We start from the raw sequence: 20,266 nt of genomic DNA, 5'->3' as shown, positions 1-20,266 counted from the left end.
CCCCTGGCCGCTCAGCGCACCGGCGGGACGAGCTGCTCGAGCAGCCGCAGCACCCGCTCGCCGTCGACGGCGTCGGGGTCCAGCAGCCACTGGACCTGCAGTCCGTCGGATGCCGCGATGCTCAGGCTCGCCAGGTCGACCGGGTCCAGGTCTGCGCGGATCCGGCCACTCGCCTGGTCCGCCTCGATCAGTTCGGCGAGTTCGGCACGCAGGCGGGCGAAGCGTTCGCGCATGAAGTCGCGTGTGGCCGGGTGGCCCTCCTGCACGGCGTCGGCCGCGAGGGTCGTGTACAGCTGCACCAGCCCCGGCACGGCCCGGTTGCGCGATGCGCTCTCGCGCATGTCGCCGATCGCCGACTTCATCCGGTCGGGCGCGCCCTGCTCGCGGACCTCGTGCTCCCGGTAGACGGCGAGCAGCAGTTCGTCACGGCTCGGGAAGTAGTGGCGCAGTGCCGCGTGCGTGATCCCGAGGGCCTCGGCCACCGAGCGGAGCGACGATGCGTCGACCCCCTGCTCCGCGACCATGCGGATCATCTCGTCGAGGATCTGCGTTCGCCGCTCGGCGCCCTTGCGGTACCCGCCGCGGCGCGGCTGGGCCGCGTCGGCGTCGTCCGCGGGGTGGGTCATGCACCCAACTTACCGCTGGAAGGTTTTCTCGCCACCGTCCGGACTGGAGGCCCGTGGCGGGCGCACCACGGGCCTCCAGTCCGTATCGGGGTCGCGTCGCACCCGCCGGGTCGCGTCAGCCGGGCGCGCTCGCGTCAGTCCTGGTCGTCGACCGTGTACTCGTCAATCGGCGCGGGCGTGCCCGCGGCGAGCGCGTCGACGATCTTCGTGAGCGAGTCGGCGAGGACGGCGTTGTCCGCGTCCGGCAGTTGCTCGAGCACCTCGACGACGGCCGCGTGGAAGCGCGCGTACGAGTCGTCGATCTTCTCGACGGCCTGGTCCGTCGGGGCGAGCACCTGCGCCCGCCGGTCGGTGGGGTGCGCCGTGCGGGACAGCAGTCCCTTCTGCACGAGCCCGTCGACGATCTTGGTGACCGAGGCGTTCGAGACGGCGAGCATCACGGCGAGGTCCTTCGGGCCCATCGTCCGGCCGTCGCGGTGCGCCTGGAGCATGTAGCGGACGGCGAGGAACTCGTTCTTCGACAGCCCGCTCTCGATGCGGGCGGACTCGATCTGCTGGTCCTCGGCGTGCTGCAGGCGCAGCAGCGCGTCGACGGCGGTCTTCGCGACCCGGGACTCGGGTTCGCGGGCGTAGAGGTGGACGTGCTCTCGACGGACGACGGTCAACGGCATGGGGTCGTGCGCTCCTTGCTCAGTACCCGGGCGTGGTGAAGAAGTCCGCGTAGGACGGCTCGGTCCGGCCGGCGAGCAGTGAGGGGTCCTGGATGCGACGCTCGACGTAGGCGTCGATGATCGCCGGGTCGGTGAGACCGACGCGCGTGTGGCTCCCGCCGATCCGCGCCGTCCGAGGCATCCCGGAGTACGTGCTGTGCATGTCGTGTCCCGCCCTTCGTGCTTGCCGTGTGTCCCCTGCGGACGGCTGAACTCTTTCACAAAGTGAACGGTCAGCTCAACGAACTATTCGCACTGTGTACGTTTTGCGCGCCGAACGGTTCGGAGTCGTCGGTGAGGGTCGTGAGGAGCTGCAGGAGCGCCGCTCGTCGCGGATCGTCGAGCGGCGCGAACAGTGCGTCCAGCACCCCCGTGGCGACGCGGTTGCCCTCGTCGAGCACGCGGCGACCGTTGTTGGTGATCGCGTGCTCGAGCCGCCGACCCCGGCCGGCGGTCCGGGTGATGAGCCCGCGGTCGACCAGCCGGCTGGCGAGGGTGCCGAAGGCCTGGTCACTCTGGAACGTCGCGACGGCGAGGTCGTGCCCGGAGGCGCGGGGCATCCGGTCGATCGCGCGCAGGGCGTCCCACTGCACCAGCGTCACGCCGAGGTCGCGCAGGGCGGCGTCCATCGTCCGGTGGTTGCGGTACTGCGCCCGCTTGACGGCGTGGCCCAGGGCTTCGAGGTCGGTCGGCATGGTGCTACGGTATCAACACTCGTACATAAACCTGTTGATACGGAGCATCCATGACCGACACCCGCACCCGCACCGCGCTCGTCCTGCACGGTGGCGGCGGCCCCCGGACCGTCGCACCGATCGTCGCGCACCTCGCACCCGCCTTCCACGTCGTCGCTCCGACGCACCCCGGATGGGACGGCACCCCGCGCCCGGACGGCATCGACTCCATCCCGGCCCTGGCGACCGCGTACCTCGAGCAGCTCCTCGCCGCCGGGGAGCAGGACGTCGTGCTCGTGGGGTCCTCCATCGGCGGTTGGATCGCCCTCGAGATGGCCGTGCAGGCTGCTGCCGACGACCGGTTCGCCGGGGTCGTCGGTGCCGTCGTCGACATCGACGGCGTGGGTGCGGTGGTCGAGGGCGAACCGATCGCCGACTTCTTCGCCCTCGATGCCCGCGGGCTGGCCGAGGTCGCCTGGCACGATCCCGCGCGGGGGTACCAGGACCCGGCGTCCGTCACCGAGGAACAACGGGCGGTGCAGCGGTCGAACGGGCAGACCATGGTGGTCGTCGCCGGGCGGTCGATGAGCGACCCGACGTTGCTCGATCGACTCAGGGCCGTGCGGGTGCCGACGCTCGTGGTGTTCGGCGCGAGCGACCGGGTCGTGACCCCGGCCTACGGTCGCGCGGTGGCCGCGGCCGTGCCGGGTGCGGTGTTCGCCGAGGTCCCGGCGGCTGGGCACCTGCCCCACCTCGAGGCCCCCGACGCGACGTGGGCGGTCATCGACCCGTTCCTCGCGCGCTGAGCAGGACGGACCACCACCGGCACGCGGCAGGCGGCAGGCGCCTCAGACCATCGCCGCGGACATCACCGCGACCGCGACCCCCATCGCCAGGGTCTCGACCAGCGGCAGCGGACGCGAACGTCGCCGGACGCCGTCACGGAGCATGTGGACGGTGAGCACCAGGTACCCGAGGGTCAACCCGCCGAGCACCACCTGCCACGTCACCGCGACCACCCCGAGGTGCTGGTGCATCCCCGCGGCGCCGGCGTCGTGCGCCATGCCGACACCCATCGCGCCCATCACGAGCAGGCCCAGGGCAGCGTGCAGTCGCCCGTACTGGCCGTGTGCGGAGGCCGCGCCCGGCGGCTGAGCCGGCCCGCGCCTCCAAGCGGACGTGGACTGCAACCGGTGCACCCCGGCGACCACCACGGCGAGGAACGCCAGCACCAGGAACCAGAGGACACCCGGCAGGACCCGGGGTCCGAACGCCCCGTCGACCATCGCCGCCACCATCGCGACCGCGGCGACCACGTCGACCGCACGGCCGGGGCGCCACGCCCCGACCGTGCAGCAGGCCCCGGCCGACGCCGGCACGATGGCCGCGAGCCCGAGCAGATCGGTCACGTCAGTGCCCGTCCCCGTGGTCGTGCCCGTGGTCGTGCTGGTGCTCGGCTGCGTCGTGTGCGGCCTCGACGGCGCCGGAGACGTGGTGCGAGCAGTGCGACCCGGCCGACGCCCCGATCGACGCCGGCACGTTCAGGGCCGGGTTCCGCGGGAAGAACCCGTACGGCTTGAGCGTGAACTTGGCGTAATCGACCGGCATGACGGGCCAGTCCTCGGGCCGGGGGAAGTGCGTGGGACCGAAGGTGTGCCACAGCACGATGTCCTCGCCGTCGAGCGGACGGTCACCCTGCACGTACCGGGCGACACCGTCCCCGCCGGGGTTCTGGTGCACGAAGTCACCGGCGGCGAAGCGCTCGGCCGGGTCGTACTGCGTCACATAGAGGTGCTTCCGTGCGAACTCGGCGCGTGCGGCCACCGACGACGAGTCGTCCGCGAGCAGCACCGGGGCGTCCTGCGGGTACAGCACGTACCCGGTGGGGCGGTCGAGGTGGTTGCGCTCCTCGGTGTTCGAGATGAACCACGTCCGGGCCTTCGACGCGTCGGCGAGACGGCCGGAGGACGACTCGGACGACAGCCGGGTGACCGACTTCGTGAACGCGTTGCCGTGCTCGTTGCCCGGGCCGACGGGGACCCGGACAGCGTCGACCTCGTCCACCGCGTTCGACAGCCCGTCGACCATCATGTCCAGCCGCGCCGAGAACAGGTGCTGGTGGTACGGGGCGCCGAGTCCGGGCGCGACCTCGGAGGCGTACGGGTAGTCCGCACCGGACTCAGTCCGACCCGGGTACGACGAGGTGAAGAGGACACCGGTGAGCTTCGCCTCGCACTCGATCGTGCCGTCGAGGTACAGGTACCAGTAGAACCCGTAGTCGTAGTTGCCGACGGTGGTGAAGAACGAGATCACCAGCCGACGGGAGCGCCGGACCTCCTGCGACCCGGTGTAGATGTCCCCGTGCTTCCACAGCGTGCCGAAGTCCTCCTCGTGCATGCAGATGCCGTTCCGGATGGTCTGCGGGTTGCCGAGCTCGTCGGCCAGGACGGCGTCGAAGTACTTGATCTCGCCGACGCAGTCGCAGCCGAGCTCGAGCGAGTTGGTGAAGCGTCCGAACAGGTACTCGCCGGTGTCGAAGTAGTTCTGCCAGAACCGCACCGGCGACGGGTCGCCGTAGGGCACGAGCATCTCGTCGATCGAGGCCCGGTAGACGATCGGCCGCAGCCGCGCACCGTCCTGCCACGACAGCTGCCGGAGCACGAGCCCCTCGCGGGCGTCGAACCCGACCTGGAACCGCCAGTTCGCCCACTCGACGAACTCGCCGTCGACCGAGAACGACGGCCCCTCGGGCTGCGTGATGACGATCGGCTTGAGGTCGAGCGGTTCGCCCTGCACCGCCGGGTCGTCGAAGTTGCCGGACGTGGCGGGCACGGGCATCTCCGCGACGTCCACGATGCGGGTCACCGCGCGGTTGGCGGCGTCGACGTACACGGACAAGCCGTCCACGGGGTGCGCCCAGACGTGGTCGGCGGGGTGGTCCTGGCGGAAGGCGAGCACGCGGAGGATCCGGCGCCCCTCCTCCTCGGGGTAGTCGTAGTACCCGGCCGACAGCGGGACGCACTTCACCTCGTCCGGCGTCAGGCCGCGCTTCGCCAGGGCGGCGACCCAGCGCTCGTCCGCGTTCGCGATCTCGCCGACGGCGTCGAACTCCTCGATGAGGACGGGCAGCTGTCCACGGGACCCGTCGAGCACGTCGGTGGACAGGACGATCCGGTCGGTGATCGAGACGACGCCGTCCGTGGAACGTCCGGTCGCCATGTCGAGGAGCATCACGCGGGCACGGCGGTCCGGCAGGGGACCGTCGCCGGCCTGCCAGGCCAGGACCTGCTGCTTGTGCGGCTCCTCGAGGCCGACGTAGACGAAGCGCGTGGTGTCGGTCAAGTCCGGCTGCGCCGTGACGACGTCGCGGACCGCGGTGAACTCGTCGGGGCTCAGGTTCGCGAGCGGGTGGGTGGTGGCGGTGACGGGATCGGTGAGGGTCATGCTGGTGGTTCCTTCGGTTCGGTCTGGAGGCGCGGGTCGGGTGGGTCGGTCAGCCGTCGCTGGCGAGACGGTCGAGCATCTGGTCGTAGCGGCGGCGGTCGCGCCGGCGCAGCACCACGGCCTGCAGGACGCCGACGGCGGGCACGACCACGACGAGGCCGGTGAGCACGGTGCTGACGACACCGAAGACGCTCGCTCCGGAACCGTCGACGTCACCGACGAGCGTCGGGAAGTTCGCCCAGATCAGGACGGCCGAGGCGACGAGCCCGACGAACCCAAGGACCGGGGCGATGACGGTGTTCCAGATGCGGCGGTCGGCGCGGTTCCGGCGGAAGTAGACGATGACGGCGAGGCTCGTCGCGGCCATCAGGATCGCCACGCCCAGGGTGGCGACGCCGGCGAACCAGCTGAAGACCTGCAGGACCGGGTCGAGGCCGAGGACGGCGAACAGGACCATGAGCACGGCGGCGGTGACGGTCTGCACGACGCTCGAGGTGTGCGGTGACTCGTGCTTGCGGTGCACCGTGCCGAGACGACCGGGCAGGAGCGAGGCGTTCGCCATCGAGTGCTGGTACCGGGTGATGACGTTGTGGAAGGACAGGACGCAGGCGAACATGCTCGTGAGCAGCAGCACGTTCATGACGGCCTCGCCCGCGGTACCGATGTACTGCGCCGCCGTGGTGAGGATGAGCGCGCCCGGGTCCTTCGCGGCCTCGGCGAGCACGCCGTCCGGACCCCAGGCCATCACGAGTCCCCACGACGCCAGCGTGTAGAACACGCCGATGCCGATGACGGCGGTGTAGGTGGCCCGCGGGATCGTGCGCTCCGGGTCCTTCGCCTCGTCGCGGAAGATCGCGGTGGCCTCGAACCCGATGAACGCCGCGATGGCGAACATGAGGCCGACGCCGGGCGAGCCGGACATGACGTGGATCGGTTCGAACGGTGCGAGCGAGAGCCCGTCGGCACCGCCGCGGAACACGATCGCGGCCACCAGGACGAGCACGATCCCGACCTCGCCGACGAGCAGGACGCCGAGGACCTTGCTCGACAGGTCGATGTGCCGGTAGCCGAGCACCCCGACGAGCGCCACGACGACCAGGGACCACACGTACCAGGGGATGTCCGGCCCACCGAGGCCCGTGACGGTCACCCCGAGCAGGTACCCGATGTAGCCGTGCACGCTGACCTGGATCGTCGTGTAGGTCAGCAGCGCCAGGGTGGCCGCCCCCGCACCGGCCGGACGACCGAGCCCGTGGCCCACGAACGTGAAGAAGGCGCCGGGTCGTGGCAGGTGCCGGGTCATCGCCGCCAGCCCCACCGAGAACAGGAGCAGGATCACGGCGGACGCGGCGTAGAGCGACGGGAACCCGACGCCGTTGCCGAGCAGCATGCCGAGCGGGGCGGCACCGCCGACGACGGTGAGCGGGGCGGCGGCCGCGACGACCATGAACACGATCGCGGTGACGCCGAGCGAGCCGCGCATCGTCCGCTGGGGTGCGGGTACGGCTCCGAGTGACGCGGGGTCCTTCGTGATGCTGGACATCGTGGCCTTCCGGTTCGGGTGACGGGGTCGGGGTGGGACCACGGTCCCGCGCTGCCGTTGCGCCCCCGTTCCACGGGTGTGAAACCCGCACGCACCCGAATGGGACGGCCCGGACGAGGCGTCTCATTTGCCCGAGACCACCGCGAAACACGACCGAGACACCGGGGCAACGCAGCCCCCGTACCGTTGCCGCATGACCGCGCTCGACCGTGCCATCGCCGACCCGCCACGGGTGCCGGGCATCGGCACGCGCTCCCCCGTCGACGGGCTGTCCCGGCGGAGCATCGGCCCGGTCGACGTGCTGGCGCAGTCGGTGTCCGCGGTCGCACCGTCGGCGGCGGCCACCACGATCCCGGTGCTCGTCGCGACCGTCGCCGGGCAGGGCGCGACGTGGTCCCTGCTCGCCGCGATGGCGCTGTCGTTCCTGGTCGGACGCACCGTGAACCAGTTCGTCCGACGCGTGGCGGGCACCGGCTCGCTCTACACCTACGTCTCGCTCGGCCTGGGGCCGGCGGCCGGTGTGGTCGCGGGCGCTGCTCTGCTGCTCGGCTACGGGTTCATCGCGATGTTCTCGCTCACCGGCAGCGGCTACTACCTCGACTACCTGCTGTCCCGGTTCGTCCCGTTGGCCGGCACCGGCTCCCTGGTCACGGTCGTGGTGATCACCGTCATGGGCGCCGCGGTGTTCGCCGTCATCGCCCTCGGGGTCCGGTTGTCGACGCGCCTCACCCTGCTCGTCGAGACCCTGTCCGTCGCCGTCATCGTCGTGCTGATCGTCGCCCTGGTCGCACGGCTGCACCCCGTCGACACGTCCGCCCTCGCGCTCGGTCCGACTGCACCGGCACCCTTCGCGGTGGGCACGGCGCTCGCGGTCACCGCCTTCGTCGGGTTCGAGAGCGCGTCGGTGCTCGGCGTGGAGGCCCGGCGTCCGTTCCAGGCGATCCCCCGCGCGATCTCGTGGACCGTCCTGGTCGCGGGCGTGCTCTACGTCGTGAGCGCTGCCGCCCAGCAGACCGGGTTCGCCGCGATCGGCGCCGACCTCGCCACGAGCGCGTCGCCGGTCAACGAGCTCGCCACGGCCTTCGGCATGCAGTGGGTCGGGTGGGCGCTCGACCTCGGGATCGCCGCCTCGTTCGCCGCGTGCGCGATCGCCTCGACGACGGCGCTCGTCCGGGTGCTGTTCGCGATGGGCCGTGAAGGGGTGCTGCCCGCAGCGCTCGGGCGGGCGTCGCCACGGTTCCGGACACCCTTCGTCGCGGGCGTGCTGGCGTGCTCGGTGCTGACCGCGCTGCCGGTCCTCGGGCTCCTCACCGGCATCCCGACCTGGTCCCTGATGGAGGCCGAACTGGTCGTCGCGGCACTCGGGTACCTGACGGCGTACGCGATGACGTGTTTCGCGGCCCCGGTGTTCCTGCGCCGCATCGATGAGTTGACGACCGGGGTGGCGACCACCGCGGTGACGACCGGCGTCCTGCTCACCGCCGTGCTGCTCACCTACGCCGGGGTCGAGGCCGCATCGCCCCGGTGGCCGGCCGTCGTCCTCGCCGTCGGGACGGTCACCGCGGTCGTCGTCGCGTTCCTGGTGGCGACCCGTCGGCGACCCTGGCGACGGGGTCGGAGCCGGGCGGTGTACGACGTGCCGGTCGAGGCGGACCTGCTGGGCGCCTCCCGGCCGTCCGCCGGACCCGGCCACGGGACGGGGGTGCGGTGAGCGAACCCGGTCTCCGCGCGCGGCAGCCGAAGGCGATCCAGAACGCCCTCGCGGTGCTCGAGGCGGTCGCGCACGCCGGGCCCGGCGTCACCGCCCAGCAGATCTCGGACGCGCTCGGGATGCCGCGGGCGACCACCTACCGGCTCATCACGCTGCTCGTGGAGGACGAGTACCTGGTGCGGCTGCCGGACCTGCGCGGCTTCGCACTGGGGCACAAGGTCTCGGAGCTCGCCGGCGTCGCCCCGGCCGCGGCCCCGTCGGTCCCACCACTCCCCCGAGCCGTCCGGTCCGTGCTGTCCGACGTGCGCTCGGCGGTCCGCGCCGGGGTGCACCTGGCCCGGTACGACGCCGACGGGATCTGCGACGTCGACGTCGACCCGGACTTCCCGCTCCTCGACGCGACCGCCCTGCGATCGGCACCTGGGTCGAGCGCGATGGGGCGGCTGCACGCGGCCGGCGGTGCCTCGGCGTCGCAGGTCGGTGCCTTCGTGCGGGGTTTCGGGTGCCTGGCCCTGCCCGTCCGCGGCGAGCGCGGTGAGCTCGTGGCGGGGCTGACGTTGTCCGCGCCCGCGGCCCGGGTGGAGTCTCCTGGCCAGGCCCTGGTGCACCTGCGGGCGGCGGTCGCGCGGCTCGAGCCCCTGCTCGGCTGAGTTCTCGGCGTCCTCCGAGCGATCTTTTGGCACTCACCAGGGTCGAGTGCTAAAACGGTGGCAGTTGAGTCGAGGGGACTCAACGAGAACCACGAAGGAGTTGATTTCGATGACGATGAACTTCGATCCGTTCCGCGAGCTCGACCGACTCGCGGGTTCGCTCCTCGGCACCGCCGCCGGCCCGCGCTCGATGCCGATGGACCTGTACCGCACCGGGGACCACTACGTCCTCGACGTCGACCTGCCCGGCATCGACCCGGGCTCGGTCGACATCGACGTGGACGGTTCCGTCCTGACCATCCGCGCCGAGCGCACCCTCGGCGCACCCGAGGGCTCGCAGTGGCTCACCCGTGAGCGCCAGCCCGGCACGTTCGTCCGGCAGCTGACGCTCGGCGACGGCCTGGACGCCGAGCGCATCACCGCCGGGTACGACAACGGTGTGCTGAGCGTCACGATCCCCGTCAAGGAGTCCGCGAAGCCGCGCAAGATCGCCGTCACCGTCGGTGGCGCGTCCGAGCAGCTCGCGGTCGGCTCCGGCGCCGCCGGTTCCGGCGCCGCCGCAGAGTGAGGAGCTGAGCGATGACGTCCGTCCTGCTGAACGCGGTGGTCGCGGTCCTCGTCGTCACCGCGGCGCTCGCGCTGACGAGCCTGGACCGGCGCACCGCCGTGCTCCTCGGGGCGACCGGCAGCCTGACCGGCACGTTCCTGACCTGGGTCGCCGCGCCCCGGCTGTTCGAGCAGTCGCTCCTGGCGCCCTGGGTCGCGGCGGTCCTCGGCACGGCCCTGCTGATCGCGGGGTGGAGCGCGGTGCGCGCCTACTCCGGCATCTTCGAGGCACCGCGCGACGAAGAACCCGAGACGGGGGCACTGATGACCGTGGGCGGGTCCGCCCCGTCGGTGCGGTGACCCCCTGACGGACAGGAGGCCCGGTGCACGTCGTGCGCCGGGCCTCCTGTCGTTCGGTCGCGCCGGCGACCGTCCGGACTACTCCTTGTTCAGCTTGTCCTGCACCAGGCCGGCCGTCTTCTCGACGACGTTCGGGATCTCGGTGGTGCCGTAGAGCCGGACGTCGGGGTGCGTGGGCGGCGGGTACGCGGCCGAGGTGGTGGGGCCGTCGTGGTACGAGTACTCGCCCTTGCCGTCGAACGACGGGCCGGACGCCCACGAGCCGTTCTTCGCCTCGGCGCCGTCGGAGAAGTTGAGGTACTGGTAGTGGACCTCCTGGTTCTCCTTCGACTGCGGGAAGTTGCTCGGCACGGGGAAGCCCTCGACGCCCTGCTCGCGCAGCTCGGCCGCGGCGGTCGCCCACATGTTCTGGTGCATCGTGTCGCGGGCGATGAGGAACGACAGCAGGTCACGGACGCCGTGGTCGTCGGTCATGTGGTAGAGCCGCGCGGCCTGCACACGACCCTGCATCTCGGCGTTCTCGTTCGCCGTGAAGTCGGCGAGCAGGTTGCCGCTGGCGGTGATGTACGAGCCCTGCCAGGGGTTGCCGTTGCTGTCCACCGGACGGGCGCCCGCACCGGCGACGATCGCGTGCTGGACGTCGGTGCCACCGACCACCGCGGCGACCGTGGGGTCGTCCTGCAGGGCGTCCTCGGTGATGCCGAGCGGGGACTTCTCGAGCAGCTGCGCGATCATCGTCGCGAGCATCTCGACGTGGCCCATCTCCTCGGCACCGATGCCGAACACCATGTCGCGGTACTTGCCGGGGATGTGCATGTTCCACGCCTGGAACTGGTACTGCAGCGCGACGGAGATCTCTCCGTACTGGCCGCCGAGCACCTCCTGCAGCTTGCGGGCGTAGATCGCGTCGGGCTTGTCGGGCGTTGCCTTGAACTGGAGTTCCTGCTTGTGGAAGTACAAATCGTGCTCCTTCGTCTCGATCGAGCGATTGCACGGCCGATGGTTCGCCGGGGGCACTGAGCGGCCGTCCAAGGTGGCCGGATCACGCAGAGGGTGTCCCGGATGCGCCGTTCCACGGTTCCGGGTCCACCGTCGGCTTCACCCGGCAGGACGAGGCCCTTCGGTCGGCCGCCCGATGCCCTCGGCCGTCCGGCTGCGCAGGCTGGGAGCATGCAGACCTCGACCAAGCACACGATCGCCACCCTGCTGCTCTGCGCGGCGATCGTGGTCGCCACCGTCATCGCACTGATGGCCATGGCCCCGCCCGCGTGACGCCGGTACGGCATGGGAGGATCGCTCTCGTGACCGAACGGGGCAGGTTCCTCCGGCCGCTCGCCACCCGGTCGATCGTCATCGACGTGGCCTGGGCGGTCCTGGCGGCGTTCGTCTTCCTGCTGCCCATCGACCTCGAGCTCGAGCACGCGAGCCTCGCCGCGGTCCTGTCGGCCTCGGTGGCGATCGCCCTGCGTCGCATCTCCCCGTCCGCCGCGATGGCCATGGTCGTCGTCCTCGGGGTGATCCAGGTCGGCGGCGGCGAGCGCCCGTCGCTGGTGGACCTCGCGCTCTTCGTCGTGATCGGCACCGCCGCCGTCGTGGGCACCCGCACCGAGGTCGTCGTCTCGGGCGTGCTCGCGGTCGTCGCCGGGGCGGGTGCCACGGTCTACCTGGCGTCGACCGGCTTCCGGTTCCTCGTGCTCATCAACGGCCCGCGCGACCAGGCCTTCCTGGCGATGGCCGCCCCGGTGACCGCGCTGCTCGGGGTCTGGGCGGGCGGCGTCGCTGTCCGGGCCTTCCGCTCCCGCGACCGCGAGTCGGAGCGCCGTGCCGATGCCGAGGCCGCAGCCTCACGTGCCGAGGCCGTCGCCACCGAGGCCGAGGCCACCGCCACCCGCGCGATCGACGTCGCCGAGTCCGAACGCATCCGCGCGGACATCGCCCGCGACGTGCACGACGTCGTCGGCCACTCGCTCGCGGTCATCATCGCGCAGGCCGACTCGGTGCCGTTCCTCGACGACGAGGCGCGCATCCGAGCGGTCAGCGCCACCATCGCGAGCACCGCCCGGAGCTCCCTGGTCGAGGTCCGACAGGTCCTCGGGCACATCGACGGCTCCGCCGAGGCGACCGGCCCGGGCTCGCTCGAGGAGATCGTGCAGGGCATCCGCGACGCCGGGGTCGACGTCGACCGCACGGTGCGCGGGGTCCCACTGGCCCTGCGCCCGGACACCGGCACGGCCGCCCGCCGCGTGCTGCAGGAGATGCTCACGAACGCCCTGCGCCACGGCGCCCCGGGCAACCCGGTGGTCGTGCGGGAGACCTGGCGGAGCGCCGACCTGGTGCTCGAGGTCGAGAACGTCGCCGGCGACGGCACCACCGCCGGCTCGGGCCGCGGGATCGACGGCATGGACTCGCGCCTCGGCGCCCTCGGTGGGTCGTTCGACGCCGCCGTGCTGGACGACGTGTTCACGGCACGCGCCCGCATCCCGTTCGACGTCCAAGGGGGACCCGTCCGATGACCGAACCGATCAGGATCCTGCTCACCGATGACCAGGCGCTGTTCCGCGCCGGGCTCCGGGTGGTGCTCGACGCCCAGGACGACATGCGCGTGGTCGGTGAGGCCTCCGACGGCGCCGAAGCGCTCGCGCTCATCCCCGAGGTGCGCCCCGACGTGGTGCTGCTCGACATGCGGATGGCCGGCATGGACGGCGTGGAGACCGTCCGCCAGCTCTACTCCGGCGTCGTCCCGGGCCCGCTGCCCCGCGTCGTCGTGCTCACCACCTTCGGGCTCGACCCGGCGGCGGCGACCGCGATCCGGCTCGGCGCCAGCGGGTTCCTGCTCAAGGACACCACGCCGCCGTTCCTGTTCGCCGCGGTGCGGGCCGTGCACGAGGGCAGCTCGGTCATCGCACCGAACGACCTCGCGCAGCTGTTCGGCACCGACGTGGCGCGGGCCCCCGCACCGCAGCCGCCGGAGTTCGCGACCCTGACCGAGCGGGAGCGCGTCGTGTTCGGGTGGGCGTCCCGTGGGCTCTCGAACGCCGAGATCGCCACCAGGGAGTACGTCACCGAGTCGACGGTGAAGACCCAGATCTCGAGCATCCTCGGCAAGTTGTCACTGCGCGACCGGGTGCAGCTCGTCGTCTACGCACACGACCACGGGCTGGCGGGCGCCCGCGAGGGGTCCTAGCCCGCTGCGACCTCGTCGAGGATCGCCTCGACCGCTGCGGGGTCGTGGGCGAACCGTCCGAGGAACAGCCCGCCGATCCGCCCCTGCCCCCGGGTGAGCAGGCCGGGTCCGGCACTGCCCCCGTAGAGCACGGTGCTGCCGTGCAGCTCGGGCCGGGTGGCGAGGTGCTGCTCGATCCCGTCGAGCACCGTGACGATGTGCTCGTCGGGTGCGGGCGCCGGGGCGCCGATCGCCCACACCGGTTCGTAGGCGACGGTCAGGGGTCCGGCGAGCCCGTCCGCGACGGCGGCCGAGACGGCCCGGTCGAGCTGCGCGGTCACCGCCGCCATGGCCTCGGTCGGATCGGAGGCCCGGTCCGGCTCCCCGACGCAGACCAGCGGACGCAGGTGGTTGCGGAAGGCCGCGTGCACCTTCCCCGCGATCGTCGCGTCGTCCTCGTGGAACAGGGAACGCCGTTCGGCGTGCCCGATCTCGACCAGGTCGACGCCGATCTCCCGCAATTCGGCGCCGGAGACCTCGCCGGTGAACGCGCCCGCGTCGGCCCACGACAGGTCCTGCGCAGCGAGCTGCACCCCGGTGCCGGCGAGCAGGTCGCGCACCGGGACGAGGGCCGGGAACGTCGGCGCCACGAACAGCGTCGCCGCTCCCGAGCGCACCGCGGGGTGCCGCCGGGCGATGTCGGCGACCTCGGCCGCCCACTCCAGCGTCCGGGCGTGCGAGAAGTACGTCTTCAGCGACACCCCGACGGTGATCACGGCGCGACCGTCTCCACGACGAGGGCGAAGGACAGCGCGCCGGGGTCCGCGGTGCCGACCGCCTGGTCGGCGTGCGTCCGCGCCCGGCCCATCTTCGGCACCAGGGACTCCGTGGCGTCGGCCGCTTCGCGGGCGGCACGGACGGCGTCACCCCAGGCCTCGGCGAGCGCCGCACCGGCGTCGAGCCGGGTGCGGAGCACCTCGTCGAACGGCACCAGGGCGTCCACCATCGTCTTGTCGCCGACGGTGGCGCCGAACGCGAGCACGGCCTCGGTGGCCGCGCGGACCCCCTGCGCGACGGTGGCACCCGACGGACGCGAGTCGTCCCCGACCACGCGACCCAGTGCCTCCAGGGCGGCACCCCAGATCGCACCGGACGTGCCGCCGGCCTTGTCGGACCACGCATCCGCGGCGATCAGCAGGACGGTGCCGGCACCGGCACCGCGGCTGACCGCGTCGGCGGCTGCGACGTCGGCGGCGTGCGATCCGCGCTGCATCCCGATGCCGTGGTCGCCGTCACCGGCCACGGCGTCGATGCGTCCGAGTTCGTCGGCGTGCTCGTCGAGGACGGCGCGGACCGCGGCGAACCCGGCGGCGACCTGCTCGGCGACCGCACGGGACTCGTCGGTCGCCGGGCCGATGCCGACGCCCTCGGCGTCCGCCGCCACGGTGGACGGGTCGACCCGCTGTTCGGCGACCGCACCGCCCTTGCGGTAGGCGGGCGTGTCCGCGGGTGCTGCCCAGAGTTCCTCGAGCTCGTCGTCGAGCCAGAACAGCGTCAGGGAGACCCCGGCCATGTCGAAGCTCGTGACGAGTTCGCCGACCTCGGGCTCCACGATGACGACCCCGGCGTCCGCCAGGCGCCGCTGCACCGAGCGGTAGACGACGAAGAGCTCCTCGTACTTGACCGAGCCCAGGCCGTTCAGGATCGGGACCACCCGCTGGCCCTCGAGCGTCACGCCGTCGGGCAGTTCGTCGAGCAGCCGGGACACCAGCAGCTCGGCCAGACCGTCGGCCGACGGCACGTCCGTCTCGTCGATGCCACGCTCGCCGTGGATGCCCATGCCGACCGCCATCCGGCCCTCGGGCACCGTGAACAGGGGTTCCTCGGCGCCCGGCAGCGAGCACCCGGAGAACGCGACGCCGAAGCTGCGCGTCCGGTCGTTCGCCCGTTCGGCGACGGCGGTGACCGTGTCGAGGTCGTCCCCGCGCTCGGCGGCGGCGCCGGCGACCTTGAAGACGCAGAGGTCACCCGCGATGCCGCGGCGCTTCGCGCGCTCGTCGGCCGGGGCGCTCGTCACGTCGTCGGTGACGCGGACCGTCCGGACCGGGATGCCGTCGGCCTCGAGCGTGCGCGCCGCGGCGTCGAAGTTCAGGACGTCACCGGCGTAGTTGCCGTAGCTGAGCAGCACCCCGCCACCGTGCTCCGCGGCCTTCGCGACCCCGGTGACCTGCTGGGCGCTGGGGCTGGCGAACAGGTTGCCCATCGCGGCACCCGCGGCCAGTCCGTGTCCGACCAGTCCGCCGAACGCGGGGTAGTGGCCCGAGCCCCCGCCGATCACGACCGCGACCGTGCCGTCGGGGCTCGTGGTGGAGCGGGCGACCCCGCCGTGCACCCCGCGCACCCACCGCTCGTTCGCGGCGACGAAGCCGTCGGTCGCCTCGTCGGCGAAGTCCGCCGGGTCGTTGAACAGTCTGGTCATCGCTTGCTGCCCTTCGGGTCGGTGGTGCGGACGTGCGAGGTGTCGAGCAGTTCGTCGGCCTTGGCCCCGCGGAAGAACTTGGTGCAGAAGATCATCACCGCGGCGACGAACGCCAGGACGCCGAGCGAGACGATGCCGAACGCACCGCTGTCGGTGGGCACCACCTCGTTGATCGCGGTGCGCATGATCGGGGCGACGAACCCGCCGAGGTTGCCGAGCGAGTTGATCAGGCCGATGCCCGCTGCGGCTGCGGCACCGGTCAGGAACGCCGTCGGGTACGCCCAGGTGATCGGGCCGACGGCCAGGAAGCTCGCGACGGCCAGGGTGATGAACAGGATGCCGAGCACCGGCTGCCCGTTCGCACCCGCCCACGCCGAGCCGAGGATCGACAGGCCGGTCGTGACGTAGAACAGGGTGCCCCAGCGACGACGGCGTCCGACGGAGTCCGCACGCGACCCGATCAGGTAGCAGGCGACGAGTCCGACGAGCCACGGGATCGCGGACACCAGACCGACCTGCCAGCCGACGTCCTGCCCGAGCAGCGAGGACACCTGCTGCGGCAGGTAGAACGTCGTGCCGTACACCGCGACCTGCAGGCAGAAGTAGATGATCGTGAAGTACCAGACACGCCCGCTGCCCATCGCGCGCCAGATGCCCTTCGGGCCGTCCTCGCTGCGGGCGGTGTCCTCGCGCTCCATGGCCGCGGTGAGCGACGCCTTCTCGCCCGGTTCGAGCCACTTCGCCTGCTGCGGACTGTTCGTCAGGAACACCAGGGCCGCGATGCCCGCCAGCACCGCGAGGATCCCCTCGCCAGCGAACATGACCTGCCAGCCGTGGAACGGCGTGACCTGGTCACCGACGCTGATGAGGCCGCCGGACAGCGGGGCGCCGATCATCTGCGAGAACGGCTGCGCCAGGTAGAAGATCGCGAACATGCGCACGCGCACCTTGTTCGGGAACCACTCGGACAGGTACATGATCACGCCCGGGAACAGCCCGGCCTCGGTCACGCCCAGGATGAACCGCAGGATGATGAACATCGTGTCGTTCGTCGTGAAGGCGAACAGTGCGGCGACGATGCCCCACGTGACGGCGATCCGGGCGAGCCAGAAGCGCGCACCGAACCGCTTGAGCAGCAGGTTCGACGGGATCTCGAAGATCGCGTAGCCGATGAAGAAGATGCCGGCGCCCAGGGCGAAGGCGGCGTCGGAGATGCCGCGGTCGACGCGCAGGGCCTCTTCGGCGAAGCCGACGTTCGTGCGGTCGAGGAACGCGACGAAGTACAGGATGACGAGCATCGGCATGAGGTGCTTCGTCGCCTTGCCGATGGCGGACTTGAGGCCGGGGTCGTTCGTCGACCCGAGCGCGGGGGCAGGGGGTAGTGACACGGGTTCGCTCCTTTGCGAGCACGGTGCGGTCGTTCTGGCGTCCGGCGGTCGGTTCGGTCGTCCGGACGGGAGGCACGGATCGCGTCGCCCGGTCGGCGCGCGTTCCGTGGGCGGCTGGCCCTAGTGCATGTACAGGCCGCCGTCGACGTTGAGCGTCTGGCCCGTGACGAACCCGGCGTCCTCGCTGATCAGGTACGCGATGGCGGCAGCGATGTCCCGCGGGGTGCCGATGCGCGGCAGGACGCCGTCGGCGGCCATCTCGGTCTTCCGTTCCTCGGACAGGGTGCCGCCCATGATGTCGGTGTCGATCGGACCGGGGGCGATGGCGTTGACCGTGATGCCGCGCGGGCCGAGCTCGCGCGCCAGGCCACGGGTCAGGCCGATCACGCCGGCCTTCGCCACCGTGTACGGGGTCTTGCTGAAGGTGCCGCCGCCGCGCTGGGCGGAGACCGACGACAGGTTCACGATGCGCCCGTAGCCGGACCGCACCATCGACTCCGCCGCCCGCAAGCTGGCGAAGTGCACACCGTCGAGGTTGATCGACAGCACGCGGTGCCACTCCCCCTCGGGCAGGTCGAGGTAGGCGTGCGCGGAGGAGACCCCGGCCAGGTTCACGAGCGCGGTGATCGGCCGGAGTTCAGCCTCGATCGTGTCGAAGGCGGCACGGACGGCGGACTCGTCGGCGACGTTCGCACCGACACCGACGGCCCGCACGTCGTGCTGCTCACGGATCTCGGCGGCGACCTGCTCGCTCGCCGTCTGGTCGAGGTCGATGATCCCGACGTCCCACCCGGCCTCGGCCAGGTGGTGGGCGGTGGCGCGGCCGATGCCCCGCGGCGAGGCGGCCCCGGTGAGGACGACGGTGCGGTCCTGGTGCTGGCCGGCTGACTGGTTCTGCGTGCTCATGGTTCGTGCTCCGGGCTCAGTGGATCGGTGCCGGGCCGAGCTCGTCGAGGAGCTTCTGCATCGCCACGTACGCCTTGTTCCGGTAGGCCACGAGCTCGGGCGTGCGGTCGGCCGGCACGTCGAGGTACCCGGCGCCGGACTTCGTGCCGAGCTCACCGGCGTCGACGTGCTGCTGCAGCGACGGCGGGGTGGCGAAGCGCTCGGGCCAGCGGGTCTGCAGCGACTCGAAGCAGAACGCGTAGACGTCGAGCCCGGCCATGTCGGCGATCGCGAACGGGCCGAAGAACGGCAGGCGGAACCCGAACGTGGTCCGCACGATGGTGTCGATGTCGTCGGGGCTCGCGATGCCCTCGTCGGCGATCTTCGTGGCCTCCTCGAACAGCGCGTACTGCAGGCGGTTCAGGACGAACCCCGTCGAGTCCTTCACCCGCGCCGACTGCTTGCCGGTCGCGGCGACGACGGTCTCGCCGACCCCGATCGCGTGCTCGTTCGTGGTCGGGTGCGGGATGAGCTCGACGCCGGGGATGAACGGTGCCGGGTTCGAGAAGTGCACGCCGAGGAACCGCTCCGGGCCCACGACCGCCTCGGCCAGCGACTCGATCAGGATCGTCGAGGTGTTCGAGCCGATCACGGCGTCGGGGCGAGCGGCCTCGCTGATGCGGCGCAGCGTCGCGTGCTTGATCTCGAGCTTCTCCGGCACGGCCTCCTCGATGAAGTCCGCGTCGGCGACGGCGGCCTCGATCGACTCGGCAGCGCTCAGGTGTGCGCGGACCCGTTCGACGGCGTCCTCGGGGAACAGCCCGTCGGCGACGAACTGCGCGGTCTCGCCGAGCAGCCGCTCCAGGTTCTGCTCGGCGATCTCGGCCGAGACGTCGGCGATCCGGACGGTGTGGCCGGCGAGGGCGAGGACCTGGGCGATCCCGCCGCCCATGTAGCCGGACCCGACGACGGCGATGTCGAGGGTGCTCATCGGATTGCTCCTTCGTTGCTGGTTGCTGCAGTCGGGGTCGCCGTCGCATCGAGCTTCGTCGTCGCGAGGACGGATCGGATGTACTGCTGGTTGGTGGCGCAGACGCCGAGGCTGTCCCCGCCGTACTGCTCGGTCATGACGATCCCGCGGAACCCGTCGGCGACGGCGTCGCGCAGGACCTGGCGGTAGTTGATGAAGCCCGTCTCCATCGTGCTCGGCGCACTCGTCGCCCAGCTGCCGTCGCCGGCCTCGTCACGCGTGTAGTTCTTCACGTGCAGGTAGTTGGTGTGCGGCATGGTCTTCGCGAACAGCTCCCGCCAGTCCTCGACGGGACGGTGCAGGCGGATGAGGTTCGCGACGTCCGCGTTCAGGCCGACGTTGTCGAGCCCGATCTCCTCGACCAGGCGGACCGCGCTGTCGGCGGTGCCGAGGTACGTGTCCTCGTACAGCTCGAGCGCCATCGGCAGCCCGACGCTCGCAGCGTGCTCGCCGAGCTCCCGCAGTCGCTTGACCGCAGCGGCCCAGATCTCCGGGTCGTCCGGGTCCTTCGGGCCCGGCGCCGTCCAGAACCACAGCGCCCGCTTCTGAGCGTCGGTGAACGGCTGGTGCAGCCCGGTCGAGAAGACCTGCATGCCCCACTCGGCCGCCGCGTCGATGGTGCGGTGGGCGTAGGCGAGGTTCTCCTCCTCGTGCCCGGGCTGGATGACGCTCTTGCGCTGCAGGTGCACCGAGGGAATCCCGATGCCGTGCGACTTCGCGACGGCGAACAGCTCGTCGCGGCGCGAGGCTTCGAGGTCAGCGGGCCGGATGTGGCTGTCGGCGAGCTCGGCGAGCGAGAAGCCGACGGCCTCGATCTGCGCGAACACCTCGTCCCACACCTCGGTGGGGGCGTCGTGGAAGGCCGTCCCGTCGCGGGTGACCTGCGCGAACCCGTGCAGGCAGGCGGCGATCGGCCAGGTCCCCGACGTCCAGGTGGTGGGGTCCCAATCCTGGTCGACCCAGTCCTGTGGAGTGGTCACGGAATGCTCCCTTGCATGTCGTGGTGGTTCAGCATTGAACCTCTTTCCTATAGGAAAGATACTCGCACGACGCCGGA

21 protein-coding genes are annotated in these 20,266 nt (G+C 71.7%); 7 read left to right on the top strand and 14 right to left on the bottom strand.

All coding sequences use genetic code 11. From position 1 onward, the window contains the following. Positions 1 to 11: 11 nt before the first annotated feature. The 4 genes from DEJ29_RS00405 to DEJ29_RS00390 form a co-directional block, all read right to left on the bottom strand. The gene (locus DEJ29_RS00405; RefSeq protein ID WP_027466979.1) at positions 12 to 626 is read right to left on the bottom strand and encodes a TetR/AcrR family transcriptional regulator; all 615 of its coding nucleotides are present in this window, start codon (positions 624 to 626) and stop codon (positions 12 to 14) included. Positions 627 to 760: 134 nt separating this feature from the next. Continuing rightward, entirely contained in the window at positions 761 to 1,297 is a 537-nt protein-coding gene (locus DEJ29_RS00400) for a MarR family winged helix-turn-helix transcriptional regulator (RefSeq protein ID WP_111094168.1), read from the bottom strand. Positions 1,298 to 1,316: 19 nt separating this feature from the next. Beyond that, positions 1,317 to 1,499 (bottom strand): hypothetical protein, encoded by a 183-nt coding sequence (locus tag DEJ29_RS00395; RefSeq protein ID WP_111094167.1) that lies wholly within the window; start codon positions 1,497 to 1,499, stop codon positions 1,317 to 1,319. A 70-nt stretch (positions 1,500 to 1,569) separates the two neighbouring features. Next, positions 1,570 to 2,031 (bottom strand): MarR family winged helix-turn-helix transcriptional regulator, encoded by a 462-nt coding sequence (locus tag DEJ29_RS00390; RefSeq protein ID WP_111094166.1) that lies wholly within the window; start codon positions 2,029 to 2,031, stop codon positions 1,570 to 1,572. 50 nt (positions 2,032 to 2,081) lie between these two features. Between DEJ29_RS00390 and DEJ29_RS00385 the strand changes: the two genes are divergently transcribed. Continuing rightward, the gene (locus DEJ29_RS00385) at positions 2,082 to 2,816 is read left to right on the top strand and encodes an alpha/beta fold hydrolase (RefSeq protein ID WP_111094165.1); all 735 of its coding nucleotides are present in this window, start codon (positions 2,082 to 2,084) and stop codon (positions 2,814 to 2,816) included. Between the two features lie 42 nt (positions 2,817 to 2,858). Here DEJ29_RS00385 and DEJ29_RS00380 read toward each other — a convergent pair whose 3' ends face one another. From DEJ29_RS00380 to DEJ29_RS00370, 3 genes are read right to left on the bottom strand one after another with little or no spacing between them, the layout of a single operon-like run. Further along, complete coding sequence (locus tag DEJ29_RS00380) at positions 2,859 to 3,419, bottom strand: hypothetical protein (protein ID WP_111094164.1); 561 nt, start codon at positions 3,417 to 3,419, stop codon at positions 2,859 to 2,861. A 1-nt stretch (position 3,420) separates the two neighbouring features. Further along, positions 3,421 to 5,454 carry a primary-amine oxidase gene (locus DEJ29_RS00375; RefSeq protein ID WP_111094163.1) on the bottom strand — a complete coding sequence of 678 codons (2,034 nt, stop codon included), beginning with the start codon at positions 5,452 to 5,454 and terminating at the stop codon, positions 3,421 to 3,423. Positions 5,455 to 5,503: 49 nt separating this feature from the next. Next, positions 5,504 to 6,997, bottom strand: coding sequence for an APC family permease (locus DEJ29_RS00370; RefSeq protein WP_111094162.1), 1,494 nt, complete (start codon positions 6,995 to 6,997; stop codon positions 5,504 to 5,506). A 193-nt stretch (positions 6,998 to 7,190) separates the two neighbouring features. Between DEJ29_RS00370 and DEJ29_RS00365 the strand changes: the two genes are divergently transcribed. The 4 genes from DEJ29_RS00365 to DEJ29_RS00350 all read left to right on the top strand — a co-directional run bounded on the left by DEJ29_RS00365 (position 7,191) and on the right by DEJ29_RS00350 (position 10,264). Beyond that, complete coding sequence (locus tag DEJ29_RS00365; protein ID WP_111094161.1) at positions 7,191 to 8,708, top strand: APC family permease; 1,518 nt, start codon at positions 7,191 to 7,193, stop codon at positions 8,706 to 8,708. Continuing rightward, the gene (locus DEJ29_RS00360; RefSeq protein WP_258375880.1) at positions 8,705 to 9,358 is read left to right on the top strand and encodes a helix-turn-helix domain-containing protein; all 654 of its coding nucleotides are present in this window, start codon (positions 8,705 to 8,707) and stop codon (positions 9,356 to 9,358) included. Before DEJ29_RS00365 ends, DEJ29_RS00360 begins: the two co-directional genes overlap by 4 nt. 109 nt (positions 9,359 to 9,467) lie before the next feature. Next, positions 9,468 to 9,926 carry an Hsp20/alpha crystallin family protein gene (locus tag DEJ29_RS00355; protein ID WP_071404425.1) on the top strand — a complete coding sequence of 153 codons (459 nt, stop codon included), beginning with the start codon at positions 9,468 to 9,470 and terminating at the stop codon, positions 9,924 to 9,926. An 11-nt stretch (positions 9,927 to 9,937) separates the two neighbouring features. After that, positions 9,938 to 10,264, top strand: a complete 327-nt coding sequence (locus DEJ29_RS00350) for a hypothetical protein (RefSeq protein WP_071248763.1) — start codon at positions 9,938 to 9,940, stop codon at positions 10,262 to 10,264. 78 nt (positions 10,265 to 10,342) lie between these two features. Here DEJ29_RS00350 and DEJ29_RS00345 read toward each other — a convergent pair whose 3' ends face one another. Then, on the bottom strand, positions 10,343 to 11,224 hold the full coding sequence (locus DEJ29_RS00345) for a manganese catalase (RefSeq protein ID WP_111094160.1): 882 nt from the start codon (positions 11,222 to 11,224) through the stop codon (positions 10,343 to 10,345). Positions 11,225 to 11,565: 341 nt separating this feature from the next. Here DEJ29_RS00345 and DEJ29_RS00340 point away from each other — a divergent pair, with 341 nt between their 5' ends. Both DEJ29_RS00340 and DEJ29_RS00335 read left to right on the top strand, forming a co-directional pair. Beyond that, on the top strand, positions 11,566 to 12,777 hold the full coding sequence (locus DEJ29_RS00340; RefSeq protein ID WP_258375879.1) for a sensor histidine kinase: 1,212 nt from the start codon (positions 11,566 to 11,568) through the stop codon (positions 12,775 to 12,777). After that, a complete protein-coding gene (locus DEJ29_RS00335; RefSeq protein WP_111094159.1) occupies positions 12,774 to 13,448 on the top strand; it encodes a response regulator in 675 nt (224 codons plus the stop codon). The genes DEJ29_RS00340 and DEJ29_RS00335 overlap by 4 nt, the downstream gene beginning before the upstream one ends. Here the strand turns inward: DEJ29_RS00335 and DEJ29_RS00330 are convergent. The 6 genes from DEJ29_RS00330 to DEJ29_RS00305 form a co-directional block, all read right to left on the bottom strand. Then, positions 13,445 to 14,203: a triose-phosphate isomerase family protein gene (locus DEJ29_RS00330; RefSeq protein WP_111094158.1), complete on the bottom strand. Its 759-nt coding sequence runs from the start codon at positions 14,201 to 14,203 to the stop codon at positions 13,445 to 13,447. The genes DEJ29_RS00335 and DEJ29_RS00330 overlap by 4 nt on opposite strands. Further along, entirely contained in the window at positions 14,200 to 15,906 is a 1,707-nt protein-coding gene (locus DEJ29_RS00325; protein ID WP_111094157.1) for a dihydroxyacetone kinase family protein, read from the bottom strand. The genes DEJ29_RS00330 and DEJ29_RS00325 overlap by 4 nt, the downstream gene beginning before the upstream one ends. Beyond that, positions 15,903 to 17,294 carry an MFS transporter gene (locus DEJ29_RS00320; protein WP_111094156.1) on the bottom strand — a complete coding sequence of 464 codons (1,392 nt, stop codon included), beginning with the start codon at positions 17,292 to 17,294 and terminating at the stop codon, positions 15,903 to 15,905. The genes DEJ29_RS00325 and DEJ29_RS00320 overlap by 4 nt, the downstream gene beginning before the upstream one ends. 120 nt (positions 17,295 to 17,414) lie before the next feature. Continuing rightward, complete coding sequence (locus DEJ29_RS00315) at positions 17,415 to 18,200, bottom strand: SDR family NAD(P)-dependent oxidoreductase (protein ID WP_111094155.1); 786 nt, start codon at positions 18,198 to 18,200, stop codon at positions 17,415 to 17,417. Positions 18,201 to 18,216: 16 nt separating this feature from the next. Beyond that, positions 18,217 to 19,170 carry a 3-hydroxyacyl-CoA dehydrogenase family protein gene (locus tag DEJ29_RS00310; RefSeq protein WP_111094154.1) on the bottom strand — a complete coding sequence of 318 codons (954 nt, stop codon included), beginning with the start codon at positions 19,168 to 19,170 and terminating at the stop codon, positions 18,217 to 18,219. Continuing rightward, positions 19,167 to 20,189, bottom strand: coding sequence for a sugar phosphate isomerase/epimerase family protein (locus tag DEJ29_RS00305; protein WP_111094153.1), 1,023 nt, complete (start codon positions 20,187 to 20,189; stop codon positions 19,167 to 19,169). The genes DEJ29_RS00310 and DEJ29_RS00305 overlap by 4 nt, the downstream gene beginning before the upstream one ends. Between the last annotated feature and the right edge of the window lie 77 nt (positions 20,190 to 20,266).

Origin of the sequence: Curtobacterium sp. MCPF17_021 (assembly GCF_003234605.2) — a bacterium.
Classification (GTDB): domain Bacteria; phylum Actinomycetota; class Actinomycetes; order Actinomycetales; family Microbacteriaceae; genus Curtobacterium; species Curtobacterium flaccumfaciens.
The sequence above is the reverse complement of the archived record's forward strand: the minus strand, read 5'-3'. Positions and strand labels throughout refer to the sequence as shown.

Bases quoted from the DNA above. Each gene is read 5' to 3' on its own strand.
- DEJ29_RS00325 (WP_111094157.1), bottom strand. From the start codon at position 15,906: ATGACCAGACTGTTCAACGACCCGGCGGACTTCGCCGACGAGGCGACC.
- DEJ29_RS00390 (WP_111094166.1), bottom strand. From the start codon at position 2,031: ATGCCGACCGACCTCGAAGCCCTGGGCCACGCCGTCAAGCGGGCGCAG.
- DEJ29_RS00400 (WP_111094168.1), bottom strand. From the start codon at position 1,297: ATGCCGTTGACCGTCGTCCGTCGAGAGCACGTCCACCTCTACGCCCGC.
- DEJ29_RS00350 (WP_071248763.1), top strand. From the start codon at position 9,938: ATGACGTCCGTCCTGCTGAACGCGGTGGTCGCGGTCCTCGTCGTCACC.
- DEJ29_RS00395 (WP_111094167.1), bottom strand. From the start codon at position 1,499: ATGCACAGCACGTACTCCGGGATGCCTCGGACGGCGCGGATCGGCGGG.
- DEJ29_RS00310 (WP_111094154.1), bottom strand. From the start codon at position 19,170: ATGAGCACCCTCGACATCGCCGTCGTCGGGTCCGGCTACATGGGCGGC.
- DEJ29_RS00365 (WP_111094161.1), top strand. From the start codon at position 7,191: ATGACCGCGCTCGACCGTGCCATCGCCGACCCGCCACGGGTGCCGGGC.
- DEJ29_RS00335 (WP_111094159.1), top strand. From the start codon at position 12,774: ATGACCGAACCGATCAGGATCCTGCTCACCGATGACCAGGCGCTGTTC.
- DEJ29_RS00370 (WP_111094162.1), bottom strand. From the start codon at position 6,997: ATGTCCAGCATCACGAAGGACCCCGCGTCACTCGGAGCCGTACCCGCA.
- DEJ29_RS00355 (WP_071404425.1), top strand. From the start codon at position 9,468: ATGACGATGAACTTCGATCCGTTCCGCGAGCTCGACCGACTCGCGGGT.
- DEJ29_RS00405 (WP_027466979.1), bottom strand. From the start codon at position 626: ATGACCCACCCCGCGGACGACGCCGACGCGGCCCAGCCGCGCCGCGGC.
- DEJ29_RS00385 (WP_111094165.1), top strand. From the start codon at position 2,082: ATGACCGACACCCGCACCCGCACCGCGCTCGTCCTGCACGGTGGCGGC.
- DEJ29_RS00375 (WP_111094163.1), bottom strand. From the start codon at position 5,454: ATGACCCTCACCGATCCCGTCACCGCCACCACCCACCCGCTCGCGAAC.
- DEJ29_RS00315 (WP_111094155.1), bottom strand. From the start codon at position 18,200: ATGAGCACGCAGAACCAGTCAGCCGGCCAGCACCAGGACCGCACCGTC.